Source organism: Aliidongia dinghuensis (genome assembly GCF_014643535.1).
Taxonomy (GTDB): Bacteria; Pseudomonadota; Alphaproteobacteria; order ATCC43930; family CGMCC-115725; genus Aliidongia; species Aliidongia dinghuensis.
Map to the genome: position 1 here is coordinate 1 of NZ_BMJQ01000025.1, position 17,733 is coordinate 17,733.

Annotated in this window: 16 protein-coding genes; 2 read left to right on the forward strand and 14 right to left on the reverse strand. The window is 66.4% G+C overall.

The window, feature by feature from the left end; genetic code table 11:
* Positions 1-124: 124 nt before the first annotated feature.
* The 7 genes from IEY58_RS31065 to IEY58_RS31095 form a co-directional block, all read right to left on the reverse strand.
* A complete protein-coding gene (locus IEY58_RS31065; RefSeq protein ID WP_229744090.1) occupies positions 125-1,279 on the reverse strand; it encodes a quaternary amine ABC transporter ATP-binding protein in 1,155 nt (384 codons plus the stop codon).
* The gene (locus tag IEY58_RS31070) at positions 1,236-2,123 is read right to left on the reverse strand and encodes an ABC transporter permease (protein ID WP_189052071.1); all 888 of its coding nucleotides are present in this window, start codon (positions 2,121-2,123) and stop codon (positions 1,236-1,238) included. The genes IEY58_RS31065 and IEY58_RS31070 overlap by 44 nt, the downstream gene beginning before the upstream one ends.
* Before the next feature lie 131 nt (positions 2,124-2,254).
* Positions 2,255-3,253, reverse strand: a complete 999-nt coding sequence (locus IEY58_RS31075; protein ID WP_189052072.1) for a glycine betaine ABC transporter substrate-binding protein — start codon at positions 3,251-3,253, stop codon at positions 2,255-2,257.
* A 137-nt stretch (positions 3,254-3,390) separates the two neighbouring features.
* Positions 3,391-4,737, reverse strand: a complete 1,347-nt coding sequence (locus tag IEY58_RS31080) for an NAD(P)/FAD-dependent oxidoreductase (RefSeq protein ID WP_189052073.1) — start codon at positions 4,735-4,737, stop codon at positions 3,391-3,393.
* Positions 4,724-5,626 (reverse strand): dihydrodipicolinate synthase family protein, encoded by a 903-nt coding sequence (locus tag IEY58_RS31085; RefSeq protein WP_189052074.1) that lies wholly within the window; start codon positions 5,624-5,626, stop codon positions 4,724-4,726. Before IEY58_RS31085 ends, IEY58_RS31080 begins: the two co-directional genes overlap by 14 nt.
* Before the next feature lie 4 nt (positions 5,627-5,630).
* Positions 5,631-7,130, reverse strand: coding sequence for an aldehyde dehydrogenase (locus IEY58_RS31090; protein WP_189052075.1), 1,500 nt, complete (start codon positions 7,128-7,130; stop codon positions 5,631-5,633).
* 42 nt (positions 7,131-7,172) lie between these two features.
* Positions 7,173-7,832, reverse strand: coding sequence for a GntR family transcriptional regulator (locus IEY58_RS31095; RefSeq protein ID WP_229744091.1), 660 nt, complete (start codon positions 7,830-7,832; stop codon positions 7,173-7,175).
* A 255-nt stretch (positions 7,833-8,087) separates the two neighbouring features.
* Here IEY58_RS31095 and purU point away from each other — a divergent pair, with 255 nt between their 5' ends.
* The gene (gene purU / locus IEY58_RS31100) at positions 8,088-8,963 is read left to right on the forward strand and encodes a formyltetrahydrofolate deformylase (protein ID WP_189052077.1); all 876 of its coding nucleotides are present in this window, start codon (positions 8,088-8,090) and stop codon (positions 8,961-8,963) included.
* Between the two features lie 90 nt (positions 8,964-9,053).
* Here the strand turns inward: purU and IEY58_RS31105 are convergent, their stop codons facing one another.
* From IEY58_RS31105 to IEY58_RS31135, 7 genes are read right to left on the reverse strand one after another with little or no spacing between them, the layout of a single operon-like run.
* A complete protein-coding gene (locus IEY58_RS31105; protein WP_189052078.1) occupies positions 9,054-10,922 on the reverse strand; it encodes an ABC transporter ATP-binding protein in 1,869 nt (622 codons plus the stop codon).
* Complete coding sequence (locus IEY58_RS31110; protein ID WP_189052079.1) at positions 10,919-11,806, reverse strand: ABC transporter permease; 888 nt, start codon at positions 11,804-11,806, stop codon at positions 10,919-10,921. The genes IEY58_RS31105 and IEY58_RS31110 overlap by 4 nt, the downstream gene beginning before the upstream one ends.
* Entirely contained in the window at positions 11,803-12,747 is a 945-nt protein-coding gene (locus IEY58_RS31115; protein WP_189052080.1) for an ABC transporter permease, read from the reverse strand. Before IEY58_RS31115 ends, IEY58_RS31110 begins: the two co-directional genes overlap by 4 nt.
* On the reverse strand, positions 12,744-13,874 hold the full coding sequence (locus IEY58_RS31120; RefSeq protein ID WP_229744092.1) for an NAD(P)/FAD-dependent oxidoreductase: 1,131 nt from the start codon (positions 13,872-13,874) through the stop codon (positions 12,744-12,746). Before IEY58_RS31120 ends, IEY58_RS31115 begins: the two co-directional genes overlap by 4 nt.
* Positions 13,871-15,298, reverse strand: a complete 1,428-nt coding sequence (locus IEY58_RS31125; RefSeq protein WP_189052081.1) for an FAD/NAD(P)-dependent oxidoreductase — start codon at positions 15,296-15,298, stop codon at positions 13,871-13,873. Before IEY58_RS31125 ends, IEY58_RS31120 begins: the two co-directional genes overlap by 4 nt.
* A complete protein-coding gene (locus IEY58_RS31130) occupies positions 15,295-15,621 on the reverse strand; it encodes a (2Fe-2S)-binding protein (protein WP_189052082.1) in 327 nt (108 codons plus the stop codon). Before IEY58_RS31130 ends, IEY58_RS31125 begins: the two co-directional genes overlap by 4 nt.
* On the reverse strand, positions 15,602-16,720 hold the full coding sequence (locus tag IEY58_RS31135) for an NAD(P)/FAD-dependent oxidoreductase (protein WP_189052083.1): 1,119 nt from the start codon (positions 16,718-16,720) through the stop codon (positions 15,602-15,604). The genes IEY58_RS31130 and IEY58_RS31135 overlap by 20 nt, the downstream gene beginning before the upstream one ends.
* Positions 16,721-16,811: 91 nt before the next feature.
* Here IEY58_RS31135 and IEY58_RS31140 point away from each other — a divergent pair, with 91 nt between their 5' ends.
* Positions 16,812-17,729: a LysR substrate-binding domain-containing protein gene (locus IEY58_RS31140; protein ID WP_189052084.1), complete on the forward strand. Its 918-nt coding sequence runs from the start codon at positions 16,812-16,814 to the stop codon at positions 17,727-17,729.
* The last annotated feature ends 4 nt before the right edge of the window (positions 17,730-17,733 follow it).

The following is a 17,733-nucleotide window of genomic DNA, read 5'->3' on the forward strand; positions in this document are numbered from 1 at the left end:
CGCCGCCAGGACGATCGAGGACCTCTGGCAGGCCATCGGCGAAATCTGCGACCTCTACGAGCCCGATGAGTGCCTCAACTATTTCAAGACCGCGGGCTATGACCCAGCATGATCGCAAACCGCTCTAGAGCCGGCTCCGCTGGCTGCGCGCGGGTTCGGTCGTCGTGGTGGCCTGTGGGCCAAGGTTCTGCGGGAGCGACCCACCCGGAGAGATCAATGCCCCGGCAAGCTCTCGCAGGCTGACCAATCCGACAGGCTGTCCGGTCGATCCGACGACGACAACCTCGGTATCCGGGCCATGGACCACCATCCGCATCGCATCTTCGATCGCCGCGCCGGCTGGGATCGTGGTGTCTCCGGTCGGATAGGCTCGCCCGAGAGGCTTCATCACGGTCTCGACGCGCACCACGCGCGCTCTGTTGACGCCCTTGACGAAGTCCATGACGTAGTTGTCGGCCGGCCGCAGGACGATGTCCTGGCTCGTGCCCTGCTGGACGACTTCGCCGTCCCGCAAAATCGCGATCTGATCGCCGAGCCTGAGCGCCTCGTCGAGATCATGCGTAATGAAGACGATGGTCTTCTTCAATTCCGCCTGCAGATCCAGAAGCACTGTCTGCATATCCGTCCTGATGAGCGGGTCCAATGCCGAATAGGCCTCATCCATCAGGAGGATTGCGGCATCGTTGCTGAGCGCGCGGGCAAGGCCGACCCGCTGTTGCATGCCGCCGGACAGCTCATGCGGATAACGGGCATCGAACCCGTGGAGGCCGACCCGCTCGATCCACGCCATGCCGACATCGCGCGCTTTCGCCTTTGGCATGCCCCGGACCTCGAGGCCGAACGTCACGTTCTCGATGACGGTCCTGTGCGGCAGAAGGGCGAATTTCTGGAACACCATCGCGGTCCGATTGCGCCGGAATTCGCGCAGCTCCAATTCCCCCATATCGAGGATGTCGCGTCCGTCGATGACGATCGATCCCGAGGTCGGCTCGACCAGCCGGTTGATATGCCGGATCAGCGTGGACTTGCCGGAGCCGGACAGGCCCATGATGACCTGAATCTTGCCGGCCGGCATGGCGATGCTGATGTTGTTCAGCGCCAGCACATGCCCATGGTTTCGCCCGAGTTCGGTCTTGGAGAGCCCGTTCCTTACAGCCTCGACATGCCGCGCTGGCGAGGCGCCGAAGATCTTGAACAGCTCCCGTATCTCGATCGAGGCGTCGGACTGGATGTTTCTAGCCATGCGTGGCACCCCTATGCCGCTGTAGGCGGCGCCCATACGCCTGGCTTATGCGGTCGAAAATGATCGCAATGCCGACGATGGCAAAGCCGTTGAAGACACCCAGCGTGAAATACTGATTGGCGATCGCCTGAAGGACGCTCAGCCCCAGCCCCTGCACGCCGATCATTGAGGCGATGACGACCATGGCAAGCGCCATCATGATCGTCTGGTTGATGCCGGCCATGATGGTCGGCAGGGCGAGCGGCATCTGCACTTTCGACAGCTTCTGCCAGCGCGAGCAGCCGTAAGCGTCGGCCGCCTCGATGACTTCGCTGTCGACCAGCCTGATGCCGAGGTCCGTGAGACGGATGATCGGCGGAAGAGCGTAGATGACCACAGCGATGAAGCCCGGCACCCGGCCTATTCCCAAGAGCATGACGACGGGAATGAGATAGACGAAGGGAGGCATCGTCTGCATGACATCGAGAACGGTCTGCACGATGGCCCCGAGGCGCCTGAAGCGGGACATCAGGACGCCGATCGGAATGCCGATTGCGATCGAAAAGATCGTCGCGGCGAAGACGAGAGAGATCGTCTTCATCGCATCGCCCCACAGGCCGAAGAGACCGATCGCGAGCAGAGTTCCGACCGCGGCCGCCACGACCGCCCAGCTGCGGGCTGCAAACCACGCGACGGCACCGATCACGAGGACGATGATCGGCCACGGCGTGCCGGTTATCAGGCGCTCGAAGAAGATCAGGGTCCGGTCGAGCGGGCCAAAGAAGGCTTCGATTCCGTCGCCGTAGGTGCGGGTAAAGGCCCTGAACGATCCGTCGACGTATCGTTTGATCGCCAGCAGGGACTCGTCGCTTAATTGCGGAAAATTGAGCAGCCAGTTCATCGCGACATCCGTCAATGATCTGTTGCGGAACATCGTGGGCGTGATCGTCCGCGAAGGCGCCCGACGAGCAGCGACATCGCTCCCGAGGCTTCAAGACCTCTCCCAAAGCCCCGGGATGGTGTGCAATGACCTTAGAGCGCCGCCTTGACCTTCGCGGCGACGTCGGCCGGGACCCACTTCGTCCAGAGGTCAGGCTGCGTTTTCAGGAAGTGCTTCGCGCCGTCGGCACCGGTCGCCTGGTTTTCCGTCATCCAGAGCATCACGTTGCCGACGGTGTCCTGGCTCCAGCTCCGGGCTTTCAGATAGCCCAGGGCCGGAGCGATATCCTCACGCTTTGCGAACTTGCCGCTCACCAGCGTCACGGCCGGTGTCGCCTGCCAGTAGTTCGGCTTCGGATCGGGGCACGACTGAACCGTCGTGCACCGCTTCCACTCGGCATCGTCGTGGGCCGCTTCCAGGCGCTTCATCGGATATTTCTGCAGCAGGGACGTCGGCGCCCAGTAGGCGGCGATGTACCCCTGCTTGTGCTCGTAAGCCTTGGCGATCGCGCCATCGAGGCCGGCTGCCGACCCGGTCGGCACCAGCACGAAGCCCTTGTCTGCAGCCTTCAGAGCCTTGAAGAGCTGTGCCGTCACGACTGTGTCGCCCCATCCCTGCGGTCCCTGAAGAATTCCGCCCTTCGATGGGTCTTCGGGCGCCGGAAAGAGCTCGGGATGACGCAGCGCATCGTCGACGGTCTTGATGTCGGGGTGCTGGTCGGCCAGGTACTTCGGGATGTACCAGCCCGAAGAGGACCCTTCGTCGATCGCCGTCCCGACCTTGACGACGTGCCCGTCGGCGATCGCGTTGGCAACAACGTCCGGGAGGAGGCTCACCACCGCCTCCGGGGCGATGTCCGGTTGCCCCTTCTCGGCCATCGACGTAATCGTCGGAACAGTGTCGCCGGCGATGGCGGAAGCGTTGCAGCCGTAGCCGTTCTTGAGGATGAACTGGTCGACATAGGCGAGCGCCTCGGCCGACTGCCAGCTCATGGCCGCGATGGTGACGTCGCCGCAGGCCGCGGCGTTGGCGAAAGACGGGCCTGCCACCAACCCGGTGAGCAGGCACGTGGATGCGAGTAGTTTTTTCATTGCCATTTCCCTGTTGGCGGCAACTTCACTTGGTCCGTGGCGCCGCAGTCACGGATTTCGAGAGGAGGACGAGCCCCCGCGATTCGTTTTTTTCTTGCACTCGACGAGCCGCACGATTGGCATGTCGGCCGTTTCTCTTATTCGTCTCCCGCGTTCCACTCGCGCACGGCCAGGGTTATTTTGGCGCCGATCGTTGTCAGCGGTTGAGGCGGCAGCGATTTCGGAGGCTGGAAGGTCTGATAGATGCGACTGAGCTCGGAACTGACGCCGAGCGCCATCTCCGCCGCCGCGATGCCGGAAGCGGTCGCTTTCGATGCGCCAAGCCCGTTGCATCCGCAGGCAGCGATGATCCCTTGCTCGACCTCGCCGAAGGCGGGCACGCTGTTCCACGTGATCGCCATCGCCCCGGCCCAGCGGTATTCCATCCCGATATTCGGGAGGCCCGGGAAACGAGCGGCGAACTTACGATCGTGCAGCGCACCTGCGCGCCTCATCTCGCCGTCGCCGACGTCCAGGCCTGGATTGTAGGTGTATCGCGACCGGATCAGGATGCGGTCGCCGCCCTTTCCGTTAATACGGCGAACCGTCGTGCCCATGGGAAGTGCCGGTGTCGCGCCCCATTTGCGCGCGCCCGAAAGGCGTGCCGGGTCGAATTCCTCGGTGAGCGATGCATAGGTGAAGACGTGCAGCAGGCGCCCGCTGAAGAAACCGAAGCTCTGGGCGTGCCCGTTGTTGGCCAGAATGATCTGGCCCGCCTCAACGGAGCCGTGCGGGGTCTTGACCAGCCAGCCGCCGTCGACCCTCGCGAAGGACAATGCGGGCGTTCTCTCGAAGACCCGGACCGGCTCCTTCAGGCTGTCGGCGACCGCCCGGATATAGGCGGCGGGCTGGATCATCACCGTCCCGGGCATGAAGAGCCCCGAGGTGAAGGCAGGACACCCGGTAATCTCCGCAGTTTCTTTCGCATCGAGGAGGGTGTGCGCTTCTCCCAGTTCGGCGAGTTGGCGTGCATAGGTGACAAGATGTTTGTCCCCTTCGGCGCTCATCGCGACGCTGTATCTGCCGCATGGATCGAGGATATCCGGGCCCCAGCCCTGCTCGGCAGCCAGCTCGCTCGCCAACGCAATCGCCGTGCGTTGAACGGTGATATCCCGCCGGCTCTTGTTCGACGAGGCCTCGCTGAAATCTTCCGACGACACCTCGTGCGGCAGGTCGATGATGAAGCCGGAATTGCGTCCGGCCGACCCCTCGCCGATGCCCCCGACTTCCAGCACGGCGACACGCAATTGAGGGTCGAGCTGCGACAGCCGGCGCGCCGCGGACAAACCCGCGAAGCCGCCGCCAATCACGACAACGTCGGCCGTGAGGGCTCCCTCCAGGCGAGGCTTCTCGACACGAGGCGGCAGCATCGCAACCCAGCCGCACACCCCCGTATTCTCAGGGAGCCGCGAGGCCACAAAGCTTTTTGCCTTAACGGGGCTCATGATGCGCTGCTTCCCGCTCGGCAAGCCCGCCGAGGGCCCCCCGCAGGGCCTCGATTCGATCGGCTGGCAGCCCTCTCAGCGGCTTGCGCGGATGTCCCGCGCCATAGCCGGTCAGTTCGACGGCGGCATAGACGGATTGCACGTAGTCGCGCTCGCAAATGAGGGACATGACCGGCTCCAGCGATGTCCAGATGTCGCGGGCGGCCTCCCAGTTTCGAGCGCGGGCGGCCTCGAAGAGAGCGACGCACGTCCGCGGCGCGAAACCGGCACCGCCCCAGATCGCACCGCTGCATCCGGCATAGAGGGCGAAGAGCATGAGCGGATCCGTCCCGTTCATGACCGGCCTTCCGGTCCGAATGAGTGCCGCCTGCTTCACGAAATCGCCGCTGCTGTCCTTGACGGCGCAGAAGCCGGGGATGTCGCTCAATTCGTTGAGCAGCGACGGGGTAACCGCCACGCCGACGGCCTGGGGCACGTTGTAGCCGATGACCGGCAGGCCGGCCTTCGCGACCTCCGTATAGAAATCGACGATCCCCTGATGATCCGTCGGGCCTTCGAAGAACGGCGGCAGCACCATCACGCCGTCGGCGCCGCAATCGGCCGCGTAGCGCGTGCGCTCGACGACATCTTCCACGAGAAGGGCGGACGTCTGCGCGATGATCTTGGCGCGCCCGTTGATGATCTTCGCGCCGCGCTTGACCAGGGACTTCGATTCCTCGGTCGAGAGGTAGACGTGCATCCCGGTGCCGGAGCTGAGCACGAAGCCACGCACGCCGGCCGCGATATAACGCTCGATATTTCGTTCCAGCCGCGCGAAATCGATCCGCCCTTCACTGTCGAAAGGTGTCGCGACGGCGAGGTTCAGACCCGGGAAAGGAAAATCGGACATGTCGCTACAGTTCTCCCGTTTCGGATCCGGAGAGATCCAGCCAGATTGTCTTCAGTTGCGTGTATTGATCGTGGGCGTGCAGCGAATTATCGCGACCGCCGAAGCCTGACTGCTTGAAGCCGCCGAACGGCGTCGTGATGTCGCCTTCGCCGAAGGAGTTGACGGTGACCGTGCCGGCTTTCAGCGAACGCGCGGCGCGCAGCGCGCGCTTGCCGTTCGCCGTGAAGACCGACGCCGCGAGCCCGTAATCGGTGTCGTTTGCGACCTCTACGGCTTCCTGCAGGCTATCCACCGTGATGACCGACAGGATCGGCCCGAAAATCTCCTCTCGGGCAGGCCGGACACGATTGTGCTCGAGCTCGAGGATTGTCGGATGGACGAAGCGGCCTTCGCTGGTCGTTCCGCCATAGAGCACCCGCTCACCTTGCCCCAGGTAGGACTGGACCTTCCCGAAATGCTCTTCGGAGACGAGCGGCCCGATGCGATTGCGGGGATCGAGCGGGTCGCCGACGTGCCAGCTTTCCGCGAGCGCGATGATCTTCTCGATGAGGCGCTGCTTTACGTCCGCGTGCACGATGAGCCGCGAGATCGCCGAGCAATTTTCGCCCATGTTCCAATAGGCGCCGTTCACGACATGGCTTGCGACACTGTCGAGATCCTCGGCGTCATCCATGACGATACAGGGGTTCTTGCCGCCCATCTCGAGGACGACTTCCTTGAGATTGCTTTCGGCCGCGTACTTGAGGAAGCGGCGCCCGGTTTCCGTCGACCCGGTGAACGACACCACATCGATATCAGGATGCCGCCCGATGGGTTCGCCGACCTCGGGGCCTGAACCGGTCACCACATTCAAGATGCCGGGCGGAATGCCGGCCTCGAGCGCCAGCTCGGCGACGCGCAGCGCCGTCAACGAGGTTTCTTCCGCCGGCTTGACGATCAGCGAGCACCCCGCGGCGAGCGCCGGCCCGATCTTCCAGGCGAGCATCAGCAAGGGGAAGTTCCAGGGCAGGACGAGCCCGACCACGCCGATCGCCTCTCGGACGATCAGGGCGATGTGGTCATTCGACGGCGGCGACACCTGGTCATAGATTTTGTCGATGGCTTCGGCATGCCATCGCAAGCAGTTTACCGTCTCGGGAAGGTCCACCGTCTGGCAGTCGAAGATGGTCTTGCCGCTATCGAGGCTCTCCAGAATCGACAAATCAAGCGCGTGCTGCTCGATAAGGTCGGCAAGCCTGAGCAGCGCCCGCTTCCGGTCCGCAGGATGACGTTTTGCCCAGCGGCCGTCGGCCCACGCCGAGCGCGCACAAGCAACCGCCGTGTCGACGTCCTGCGCCCCGCAAGCCGGCAGTTGCGCGAGAAGCTCTCCCGTCGCGGGATTATAAGTCGAATACGTCCTCCCGGACGCGGCGGATACAGGCGCGCCGTCGATGATCGACTTGCTTGGGAATTTCAGCTCCTTCGCAAGCTTTTTATACTGCTCGGTCGTCAGCAGTTCAGCCATGGCCATCCCCGGTATTCTCAGATCTGGTTGATCTTGCGATCGCTACATGCCGATAGGGCTTTCAAGCCCTTCCGGCGCCGCGTACATCGCCATGTTGCGCCGTGACAGATCCAGGTGAGCGCGCACGAGATCTCCCGCGGCATCGCCACTGCGCCGCTCGATCGCCTCGATGATCTCGTCGTGCTGGCGCGCCGCGGTCTCGAGGTCGTCCTGCATTTGCGGGTTGTTCGGATGCCGGTAGAAGATCTTTCCGATGCGGGCATGGTCGATCAACAGGCGGCGCAGGCTCGGCATCAAGTAAGGATTGTGCGCCATCTCGCCGATCTGAAGATGAAACTGATCGTTGTAGAAGACCCGCCCGTCGACGTCATATTGTTCGACTGCCGTTCGGAAGCGTTTCTGGATCAGCTTCAATGCGTCAATTTCTGACCGCGACGCATTTTCGGCGGCAAGCTTCGTTGTCGCGACATAGATCATCGGCGCGACCAGGAAGAAGTTGCGCAGTGACTGATAGCTCATCGAGGTCACGCGCGCGGCCCGGTTGGCCTCGAGCTCGATGTAGCCCTCGCCCGCCATCTGCCGCATGAGCTCGCGGACGGGCGGGCGCGACAGCCCGAACTCCTCGCTCAACGCCATTTCATCCAGCACGGCGCCCGGTGCCAGCTCCATCGTCAGGATCCGCCGCCGCAGGACGTCGCTCATGGTCGCCTTTCGATCGGGCGACGGCGCAGCCTCGTTTCCGCTGGTTTCCATGCTCGTGACGTCTCCGCTTGAGATAGCCTACAATATGTCTACAAAAGATATACGTCAAGTTTGTTCATTTGTAGACATGCCTCACGGCCGCGTCGCCGGCCGGCCCGGCATCGCCGCGACCTGCGCCCAAGGTTGACGGCGGCGCCCGGCGCCGCCATTCCTTGCTTCCGACCGTCCCGTATTTCTTTTGACGAGCCAGACCTCATGTCTCTTTCGCTGGCGGACCAAGCCGTCCTCACGCTGTCCAGCGTCAACCGCCCCGGCATCGTCGCCCGGGTGTCGGGCTATCTGTTCGAACAGGGCTGCAACATCCTCGAGGCGCAGCAATACGACGACACCGCGAGCGGCCAGTTCTTCGCCCGCATCCGGTTCAACCGGGTCGACGACACGGCGCCGCCGATCGACGCAATCCGCGAGGGCTTCGAAACGGTTGCCCGCCGCTTCGATCTCGTCTGGCGCATGCGGCCGTGCGACGAGGAGCGGCGTGTCCTGCTGCTCGTCTCCAAGTTCGACCATTGCCTGGCCGACCTGCTCTATCGCTGGCGCATCGGCGAGATCCGCATGGCGATCACCGGCATCGTCTCGAACCACCCGATCGAGACCTACCGGCACCTCGATTTCGACGGCATCCCGTTCCACCACTTGGCCGTCACCAGGGAGACGAAACGGCAGCAGGAGACTGAGATCCTCGGCCTGGTCGAAGAGACCCGGACCGACACGGTCGTGCTCGCGCGCTACATGCAGGTGTTGAGCGATGAGATGTCAGCGGCGCTCGCCGGCCGCTGCATCAACATCCATCATTCCTTCCTGCCCGGCTTCAAGGGCGCCAAGCCCTATCACCAGGCGCACGCGCGCGGCGTGAAGCTGATCGGCGCCACGGCGCATTACGTGACGGCCGATCTCGACGAGGGCCCGATCATCGAGCAGGACGTCGAGCGGATCAGCCATCAGGACTCGGCCGACGATCTCATCCGCAAGGGGCGCGACATCGAGCGGCGCGTGCTCGCCCGCGCACTCGCCTGGCACTTGGACGACCGGGTGCTGATGAACGGCCACCGCACCGTCGTCTTCCGGGATTGACCGTCACGATCCGGACCCGATCGATGGCAAGGCGGTGGCCGAGCGCCCTGCCGATTTAATGCGCCTCGAGCTCCTCGATCTCGATCGTGCTCAGCAGTCTCTGTGGCGAGCCGATGCGGCGCAAACGGGCGGCGACCTCTCCCACTCCTCGCCCCAGACCATCACGGCGTGGCCCGGCGCGACGGTTCGATAGATACGGGCCGGCGCCTCATAATCCGGCGGGCGTACCGGGCTCCGGATTTCGTCGTCGACGACCGGCAGCCGCCCGCCACGGCGCGCCGGATCCGCGATCGGCACGGCGGCGAGCAGGCGCTTCGTATAGGGATGCTGCGGATTGCCGAAGATCGCCGCGCGCGGGCCGATCTCGACGATCTCGCCCAGATACATGACCGCGACACGGTGACTGACCCGCTCGACGACCGACATGTCGTGCGAGATGAAGAGATAGGCCAGCCCCAGGCTCGCCTGCAGATCGAGCATCAGGTTCACGACCTGCGCCTTGACCGAGACGTCGAGCGCGGAGACCGATTCGTCGGCGACGATCAGGCGCGGCTCGACGGCCAGGGCGCGCGCGATGCAAATGCGCTGGCGCTGGCCGCCAGAGAATTCGTGTGGAAACCGGCGCGCCATGTCGGGCTCGAGCCCGACGCGCCGCAGCAGATCGGCCGCCTTGTCGCGGGCTTCCGCACGGGTCGCGAGCCGGTTGACCAGCAGCGGCTCGGTGATCGCCGAGCCGACGTCCATGCGCGGGTCGAGGGCCGCGAACGGGTCCTGGAAGATCATCTGCATGCGCTTGCGCTGATCCTTGAGCGCGCGCCGCGGCAGCTTCAGCATGTCGACGCCGTCGAGCAGGATTGAGCCGGCGCGCGGCTCGACGAGGCGCATGACCGAGCGGCCGGTCGTAGACTTGCCGCAGCCGGATTCGCCGACCAGCGCCACGGTCTCGCCGGCCTGGATGCTGAACGAGACGTTCTCGACCGCGTGGACCCGCCCCCTCACCCTGCCGAACAGGCTGGACCGGAGTTCGAAGCGCGTCGTGAGGCCCGTAACCTCCAGCGCCGGCCGCCCGGATATTCCGACGGTGTCGGGCACCTCGGTTGGCACGTCCGCCTTGCCGGTCGTCCGATCGACGACCGGGAAACGCATCGGGCGGGCGCGGCCCGTCATCGAGCCGAGCGCCGGCACGGCCGCGAGCAGCGAGCGGGTATAGGGATGGTCCGGCCGCGCGAAGATGTCCGCGGTCCGCCCCGCCTCGACCGCCTCGCCCCGATACATGACCACGGTACGGTCGGCGATCTCGGCGACCACGCCCATGTCGTGGGTGATGAACAGGACGGACATGCCGTCCTCCGCCTGCAGCGCGCGGATGAGGTCGAGGATCTGCGCCTGGATCGTCACATCGAGCGCGGTCGTGGGCTCGTCGGCGATGAGCAGCTTCGGCTTGCAGGCGAGCGCCATCGCGATCATCACGCGCTGGCGCATGCCGCCGGAGAAGCGGTGCGGATATTCGTGGAACCGCGACTTCGCCGCCGGGATGCGCACCTTGTCCAAGAGGCGGATCGTCTCCATCTCGGCCGCGGTCCGGTCGAGGCCGCGATGCAGGATCAGCGTCTCGGCGATCTGGCTGCCGACGGTCAGCACCGGATTGAGCGACGTCATCGGCTCCTGGAAGATCATCGCGATCTCGTTGCCGCGGACCTGGCGCATCTCTCGCTCGGAGAGCGCCAGCAGCTCGGTCGAGCCGAGCCGGATCGAACCCTCGATCCGGCTCGCCCCCGGCGGGACCAGCTGCAGGATCGAGAGCGCCGTGACGCTCTTGCCCGACCCGGACTCGCCGACGACCGCCAGGGTCTCGCGGGGCGCGATGTCGAAGGAGACGCCCTTGACCACCGGCCGCCAGCCGTCGCCGACGCGGAACGAGGTCGCCAGGTTTTCGACGGAGAGAACGGGTGCCGTCATCGCGACCCCTGCGAACGCGGATCGGCGGCATCGCGCAGCGCATCGCCCAGCAGATTGAGCGCCAGCACCGTCGCCAGGATCGCGAGGCTTGGGAACACCGCCAGCCACCAGGCATCGAGGATGTTCTCGAACCCTTCGCGGATCATGCCGCCCCAGCTCGCGGCCGGCGGTGGTGCGCCAAGGCCGATGAAGCTCAACGACGCCTCGGTCCGGATCGCAGAGGCGAGCCAGAGCGAGCTCACCACGACCACGTCGGAGATCATGTTGGGCAGGATGTGCCGGACCATGATTCGGAACGGCCCGCAGCCGTAGGACCGGCACGCCTCGACGAAATCGCGCTGCTTCAGCGTGATCGTGGGAGCGCGGGCGACGCGCGCGAACGGCGCCACCTCCGTCACCGCGATCGCGATGATCAGGTTTTGCAAGCTCGCCCCCAGCATGGCCGCAATCATCAGGCCCAGGAGCAGGGTCGGGAACGACAGCAGGACGTCGAGCACGCTCATCACGATCTGATCGAGGAGCCCGCCGACATAGCCCGTAACCACGCCGATGGCGGTGCCGACGACCATCGCAATCAGCACCGAGATGAACCCCACGGTGAGCGAGATCCTGGCACCGTAGATCAGGCGGGAGAGCACATCGCGGCCGTAGCTGTCGGTGCCGAGCCAGAATTCGGCCGAGGGCGGCTCGAGCCGTGCCACGATGTTCTGCTCCAGCGGATCGTGCGGCGCCAGCAGCGGGGCAAAGATCGCCACCAGCACGATCGCGGCGAGCAGGACCACGCCCGGCCAGGACAGCCGGTTCTGGGAGAAGGCACGCAGGAACCGGCCGGACCGCGGCGGCGGCGGCGTTACGACATCGGGCGTTACGACATCGGCGGTCATGAGAACTTGACCCGGGGATCGACCAGGCCATAGGCGAGGTCGGTCAGCGTGTTCACGACGATCACGCAGACGGCGAAGATGATCATGAGCCCCTGCAGCAATGTGTAGTCGCGTGTGTCGAGTGCCGCGATGATCAGCTTCCCCAGCCCCGGCCGGTTGAAGATGATCTCGGTCAGCACCGAATTGCCGATGAGCGTGCCGAAATAGAGCCCGACGACCGTGATGACCGGGATCAGGCTGTTGCGGAAGGCATGGCGCCAGACGAGCCGGCCCGGGCCCACGCCCTTGGCGCGGGCGGTGCGGATATAGTCCTCGGTCAGCACGCCCAGCATGGCGGCCCGGGTTACGCGCATGACGTAGGCCATCATGATGATGCCGAGATTGAGCGCCGGCAGCGCCAGCGCCTGCAGATGGGCGGCAAGGCCGCTACCCTCGCCGATCTGGCCCAGGACCGGAAACCAGCCCAGCTCGATCGCGAACACGATCAGCATCAGGATGCCGGAAACGAAGGCCGGAAAGGACAGGCCCAGGAGCGACACGAGGCGCGAGATATAATCGAGCCAGCCGTTCTGGCGCAGCGCTGCGACGACGCCGAGCGGCAATCCTGCGACGAGGCCGATCGCGATTGCGGTCAAGGTGAGCTCGATCGTTGACGGCAACACCACCAGCACTTCGTCGACGACGCTCCGGCCGCTACTGAGCGACTGGCCGAGATCGCCACTCAGCACATGGCCGAGGAAGGTCAGATATTGTACCGACACCGGCTGGTCGAGCCCGAGCTTGACGCGCAACGCCGCGAGTGCGGCCGCCGTCGCCTGATCGCCCAGGATGACCGCCGCGGCATCGCCTGGCACGAGCCGCACCAGCACGAAGATCGCCGTCAGCATGATGAACAGCGTCGGGATCGCCAGAGCCAAGCGCTTCAGGAGATATCCCGTCATGCGGCCGCCCTCGCCGGCATCAGGCGCTCCGGCGCGAAGGCCGCGATCGGGCGCTGCGTCCCGCCCTCGAGGATCAGGTCGCAGAGGATGGCACCCACGACGGGCACCAGCTGAAAGCCATGGCCGGAGAAGCCGAAAACGTGAAACAGGCCCGGCTGGTTCGGCGAGGCGCCGATGACCGGCAGCAGGTCGCGGGTCTTGGCCTCGATTCCGGTCCAGCAGCGCGCGATCCGTACGTCACCGACCACCGGGAAGAGATCGACCGCCGCCCGCGCGCCCCGAGCCAGCGTCGCGAAATCGACGCGGCTCGCCTGTCGGTCGAGATCGGCCGAACCTTGCAAGCCGCCACCGATCACCAGCGTGCCCTGGTCCGACTGCTTGAAGGAGAGCGCACGGCCAACGACACTCACGACCGGCGCCAACACTGGTGCCAGCCGCTCGGTCACGATCATCATCGAGGCCTTGAGGCCGAGCTCGATCTCGTCGCCTAACATTGCCGCAAGCCGGCCCGCCCAGGCGCCGGCGGCGTTGACCACGACCGGTGCCGTGAAGCGGCGGGCACCGGTGCTCAAGAGCCAATCGGCGCCCCGCCGCTCGACCGCCTCGACGCCGCAACCTTCGACGATCGTGACGCCCGCAGCCTCGCATGCCCGGCGGAAGGCCGCGATGGTCCGGTGCGGATCGGCGGCGCCATCGCGGCGGGCGACGAGCGCACCCACGCAATGCGGGCTCAATGCCGGGACCAGGCGGCGCAACTCCTCGGCATCGACGATCTCTTCGTGGGTATAGCCGAGCGCGCGCATACGGGCCTCGCGCTGCAGCAGGTCCGGCCAATGGCTGTCGAATTCGGCGACGCGGATCTGGCCGTCGGCATGAAAGCCGCAGCCATCGCCGACGATCGCCTCGATGCGGTGCCACATCTCCATCGCCTCGAGCGAGATCGGCACCTCGGCCACATCGCGGCCGAGCGTGCGCACGCCTGCGGCGGTGGCGCCGGAGGCATGGCGCCCGACCCAGGACCGCTCCAGCACGAGCACGCGCCGGCCGGCCCGCGCCAGATGCAGCGCCGCCGACAGGCCATGCAGCCCGCCGCCGATCACGGCAACGTCACATCCCAGCACGGTCACGACGCCGCCTCCGTCTCGTCGAGGCTCGCGAGCTCGCCGAGTGTCACCGGCTTCAGCGGCGGCCGAACGCGGTAGAAGCCGAGCTCCGCGACCGGGCGCCCCTGCGCCGCGGCCAACAGATGCATGATCGTATAGCCGCACTGCCGGCCCTGGCACGGCCCCATGCCGGCGCGTGTGAAGGCCTTGAGCTGGTTCGGCCCTGGCCGGCCCACCATAGCGCGGGCACGAATGTCACCGGCCATGATCTCCTCGCAGCGGCAGACGATGGTCTCATCCGCAGGTGCGAAGACCTGCGGCCGCGGCGCGAACAGGGCGTCGAGGAACGGTCGTGGCGCCAATTCGCGGGCGAGCGACCGGCTGAGCGGCTGTGCCTCGGCCGCAAGTGCGGCCTCGCTGAGCGCGCCGAGCTTGGCCGCGACCTTCAGGCCCGCGAGCTGCCCGCGCAGCTCCGCAGCCTCCGCACCGCCGATGCCGGCGCCGTCCCCGGCCACGAACACGCCCGCCAGCGAGCCCTCGCCCCAGGCGTCGACCTTAGGCGCGTAGCACTGCTGGTCCGCGCGCCATTCGACCGCACAGCCGAGCGCCAGCGCCGCATGGATGCTCGGCACCACGCCCTCGTGCACCAGCAGAACCTCGGCCGGCACGGTCCCCTCGCTGCCGTCTTCAGTCCGATAGCTGAGCGTCTGCAGCCGACCCTCGCCGGCCGCCGCCAGCTCTGTCACATGACGGATGACGGGCACGCCGGCCCGCTTCAGCGCCAGCGTCCAGCCGAGCCCCTTGGCAAGCTTGCCAAGGCCGGCGAGCGCTCCTGGCAGGTGCGGCAAGGCGGCCTTCAACCGACCGCTGGGCGTAGTGTCGAGGAAGCCCGCGATCGTGCCGCCGGCGGCCAGCAGCTGGGTCATGTAGAGCAGCGGCAGCGGCCCCGATCCGGCGATCCAGACCGGCTTCTCCGGCACCTCGTCGGCGGTCTTGAGCAAGATCTGTGCGGCCCCGACGGTGAGAACGCCCGGCAGCGTCCAGCCCGGAAACGGCACCGGCCGCTCCTGAGCGCCGGTTGCGAGGATGACCGCCTTCGCTCGGACGCTGCGCGCCCTGCCCTCGCGCGACAGGAACGCGCGGAAGCCTCCTTCGATTTGCCCCGGCTCGACCTGCCCCGGCTCGACTTGCCAGAGCTGGCTGCCGGGCTCGTAGGTGGCACCGCAGGACCGGAACGCCTCGGCGCGCTTGGCGCCCGCCTGATAGGCCGTGCCCAGCCGCCTGCCGCGCGACGTCGCCGCCACGGTCTCGACCGCGCGCCAGATCTGGCCGCCCGGGGCGGGCTGGTCGTCGACGACGAGAACATCGAGGCCATGGCGGCGCGCGGCGATGGCGGCACCCATGCCGGCGGGGCCGGCGCCAACCACGAGAAGATCAACCGCACTCATGCCGAGAGCGCCTGATCCGTGAGTGACCGACGGCCCCGCTGGCGCACGACCCGCATGCCGGGTTTGACCGGTGTCAGGCAGGTCTGGACCGACCCGACGCCGTCGACTTCGGCCAGGCACTCGAAACAGACGCCCATCAGGCAATAGGGTGCGCGCGGGCTGCCGGAGACCGGCGTCGTCCGGGTCCAGGCGTCCGACTGGCGCAGCAACACGGCGGCGATGCTTTCGCCGGCCTCGGCCGCGACGGGGGTGCCGTCGATATAGATCGTCACGGCCTCGGCGCCCTCATTACTCAGGCCGGGATCATGCAGCTTGCGGAACATCGAAACGGCTCATGTGGAAGGGGGAAAGATCGTCCGGCAACGCACCAGCCGCGATGGCGGCGGCGAGAGCGCCGGCATGGAACGCGGCGAGTGTCACGCCGGAATGGCACACAGCGGCGAAGGCGCCGGGATGACTCTCGGACTGGGCGTAGATCGGGTAGCTATCCGGCGTCAGGACCCGCAGTCCGGCCCATTGCCGGACCAACCGGGCCTGGGCGAGCGCTGGGACGATACGGATCGCGGTCCGGCTCAGGCGGCTCGCGGCATCGCCGGTCGTCGACACATCGAAGCCGACGTCCTCCTTGGTCGCCCCGATCATCACCGTGCCGTCCGCGGTCTGGCGCAGCCCGCTCGCCGGCAATGGCAGGAGCGGTTCGAGCCGCTCGGTCACCAGGATCTGCCCGCGCTCCGGCCGGATCGGCACGTCGAGCCCGACCTGGGCTGCCAGACCCGCCGTGCCGAGCCCTGCCGCGATGACGATGCGCGGCGCCACGAGGACCTCGTCGCCGACCAGCAGGCGGAAATCGCTGCCTGCCACGGAGATCTCCCGCACGGCGGCATGGCTGCGGAACGTGCCGCCGAGCCGCGTCATCCCCGCCTGCAGCGCCGCCAGCAGCCGCAGCGGATTGGCATGGCCATCGCGGCGGCCGAAGCTTGCCCCCGCTACGTCCGGCCCGAGCGCCGCCTTCGGCAGCAGCCGTTGCAGCGCCGGCCGGTCGATCATCTCCCAATCCGGCTCGCCGCCGCCCCATTGATTGTGCAGGCGCTGCAGCGTGGCCTCACGCTTCTCGAACGCCTCGGCACCGAGGCAGAAGGCGAGCCCGCCGTTCTGCTCGTAGCAGAGATCCGTGCCGCTCTGCGCCTCAAGCTCGTCGGCGAAGCCTCGCCAACCATCGATGCTGCGCCGCGTCAGCGTCTGGTAGGCCGGCAGGCCCAAGCCCTTGCCCTGCAGCCAGACCAGGCCGAAATTGGCACGCGCGGCACGAAAGTCACCGTCGCTGCCGTCAAGCAGCAGCACGCGCTCGCCCCGCCCTGCCAGGCCATAGGCGATCGCGGCACCAACCATGCCCGCTCCGACGATGACGATATCCGGCCGCATGCAATTCTCCTTGCCGGCCTCGACGCTAGGGCGCCATCCTCCATGGCGTCAAAGTCGTTTTTCTCTCGACTGTATTCTCAGAGGTTATGGCATGACGCGACGGATCAACCTCCGCCAGGTCGAGGCTTTCAAGGCCGTGATCGAGTACGGCACGGTCAGTCGGGCTGCGGAGATGATGAACGTCTCGCAGCCGGCGATGAGCAAACTGATCGCGCATTTGGAGGAGGATACCGGCCTGCAGCTGTTCGACCGCTTGAAGGGCCGGCTGGCGCCGACCCGGCGCGGCATGCGGCTCTACGAGGAGATCGACCGGATCTTCGCTGGCGTACGCCAGGTCGAGAACGCGGTCGACACGATCCGGCGCGACGAGCAGAGGCGAATCCTGATCGGCGTGATGCCGGCGCTGTCGGGCTCGTTCATCCAGCAGGCGACCTGCGCCTTCCTCGCGCGCCATCCCGACGTGTTCTGTTCGATCCTGACGCGCAGCTCGCAATGGGTGACCGATGGACTCGTCACCCGGAAGCTCGACGTGGGGCTGGTGATTGCCCCGATCGACAATCCCTACATCGTCGCCGAGCCGATGATGGGTCAGCCGGTCGTCTGCATCCTGCCGCTCGATCATCCGCTCGCGGCGAAGAGCGTCATCGAGCCCGGCGATCTGACTGGAGTCCCGTTCGTGTCATTCGATCTCGAGAGCCATACGAGCCGGCGCGTGACCAGCGCGCTCGAGGCTCACGGTGTCACGCCCAATGTAGCGATGATTGCCAGCGTGTCGCCGACGCTCTGCGAGTTCGTCGCCGCCGGCGTCGGCGTCTCGCTCGTGCATCCGCTCATCGTCGGCGGCCTGCGCGAAAGGCTGGCGATCCGGCAATTCGAGCCGGCCATCCATCTTGACTTTTATCTCTGCCACCTGCGTGACAGCCGCAACGCCCGCCTGGTCGAGGCCTATCTGGAGGCCACGCGCGAGACGACCGCCGAGATCTCGCGCACGATCCTCTCCAACGGCTGATCGG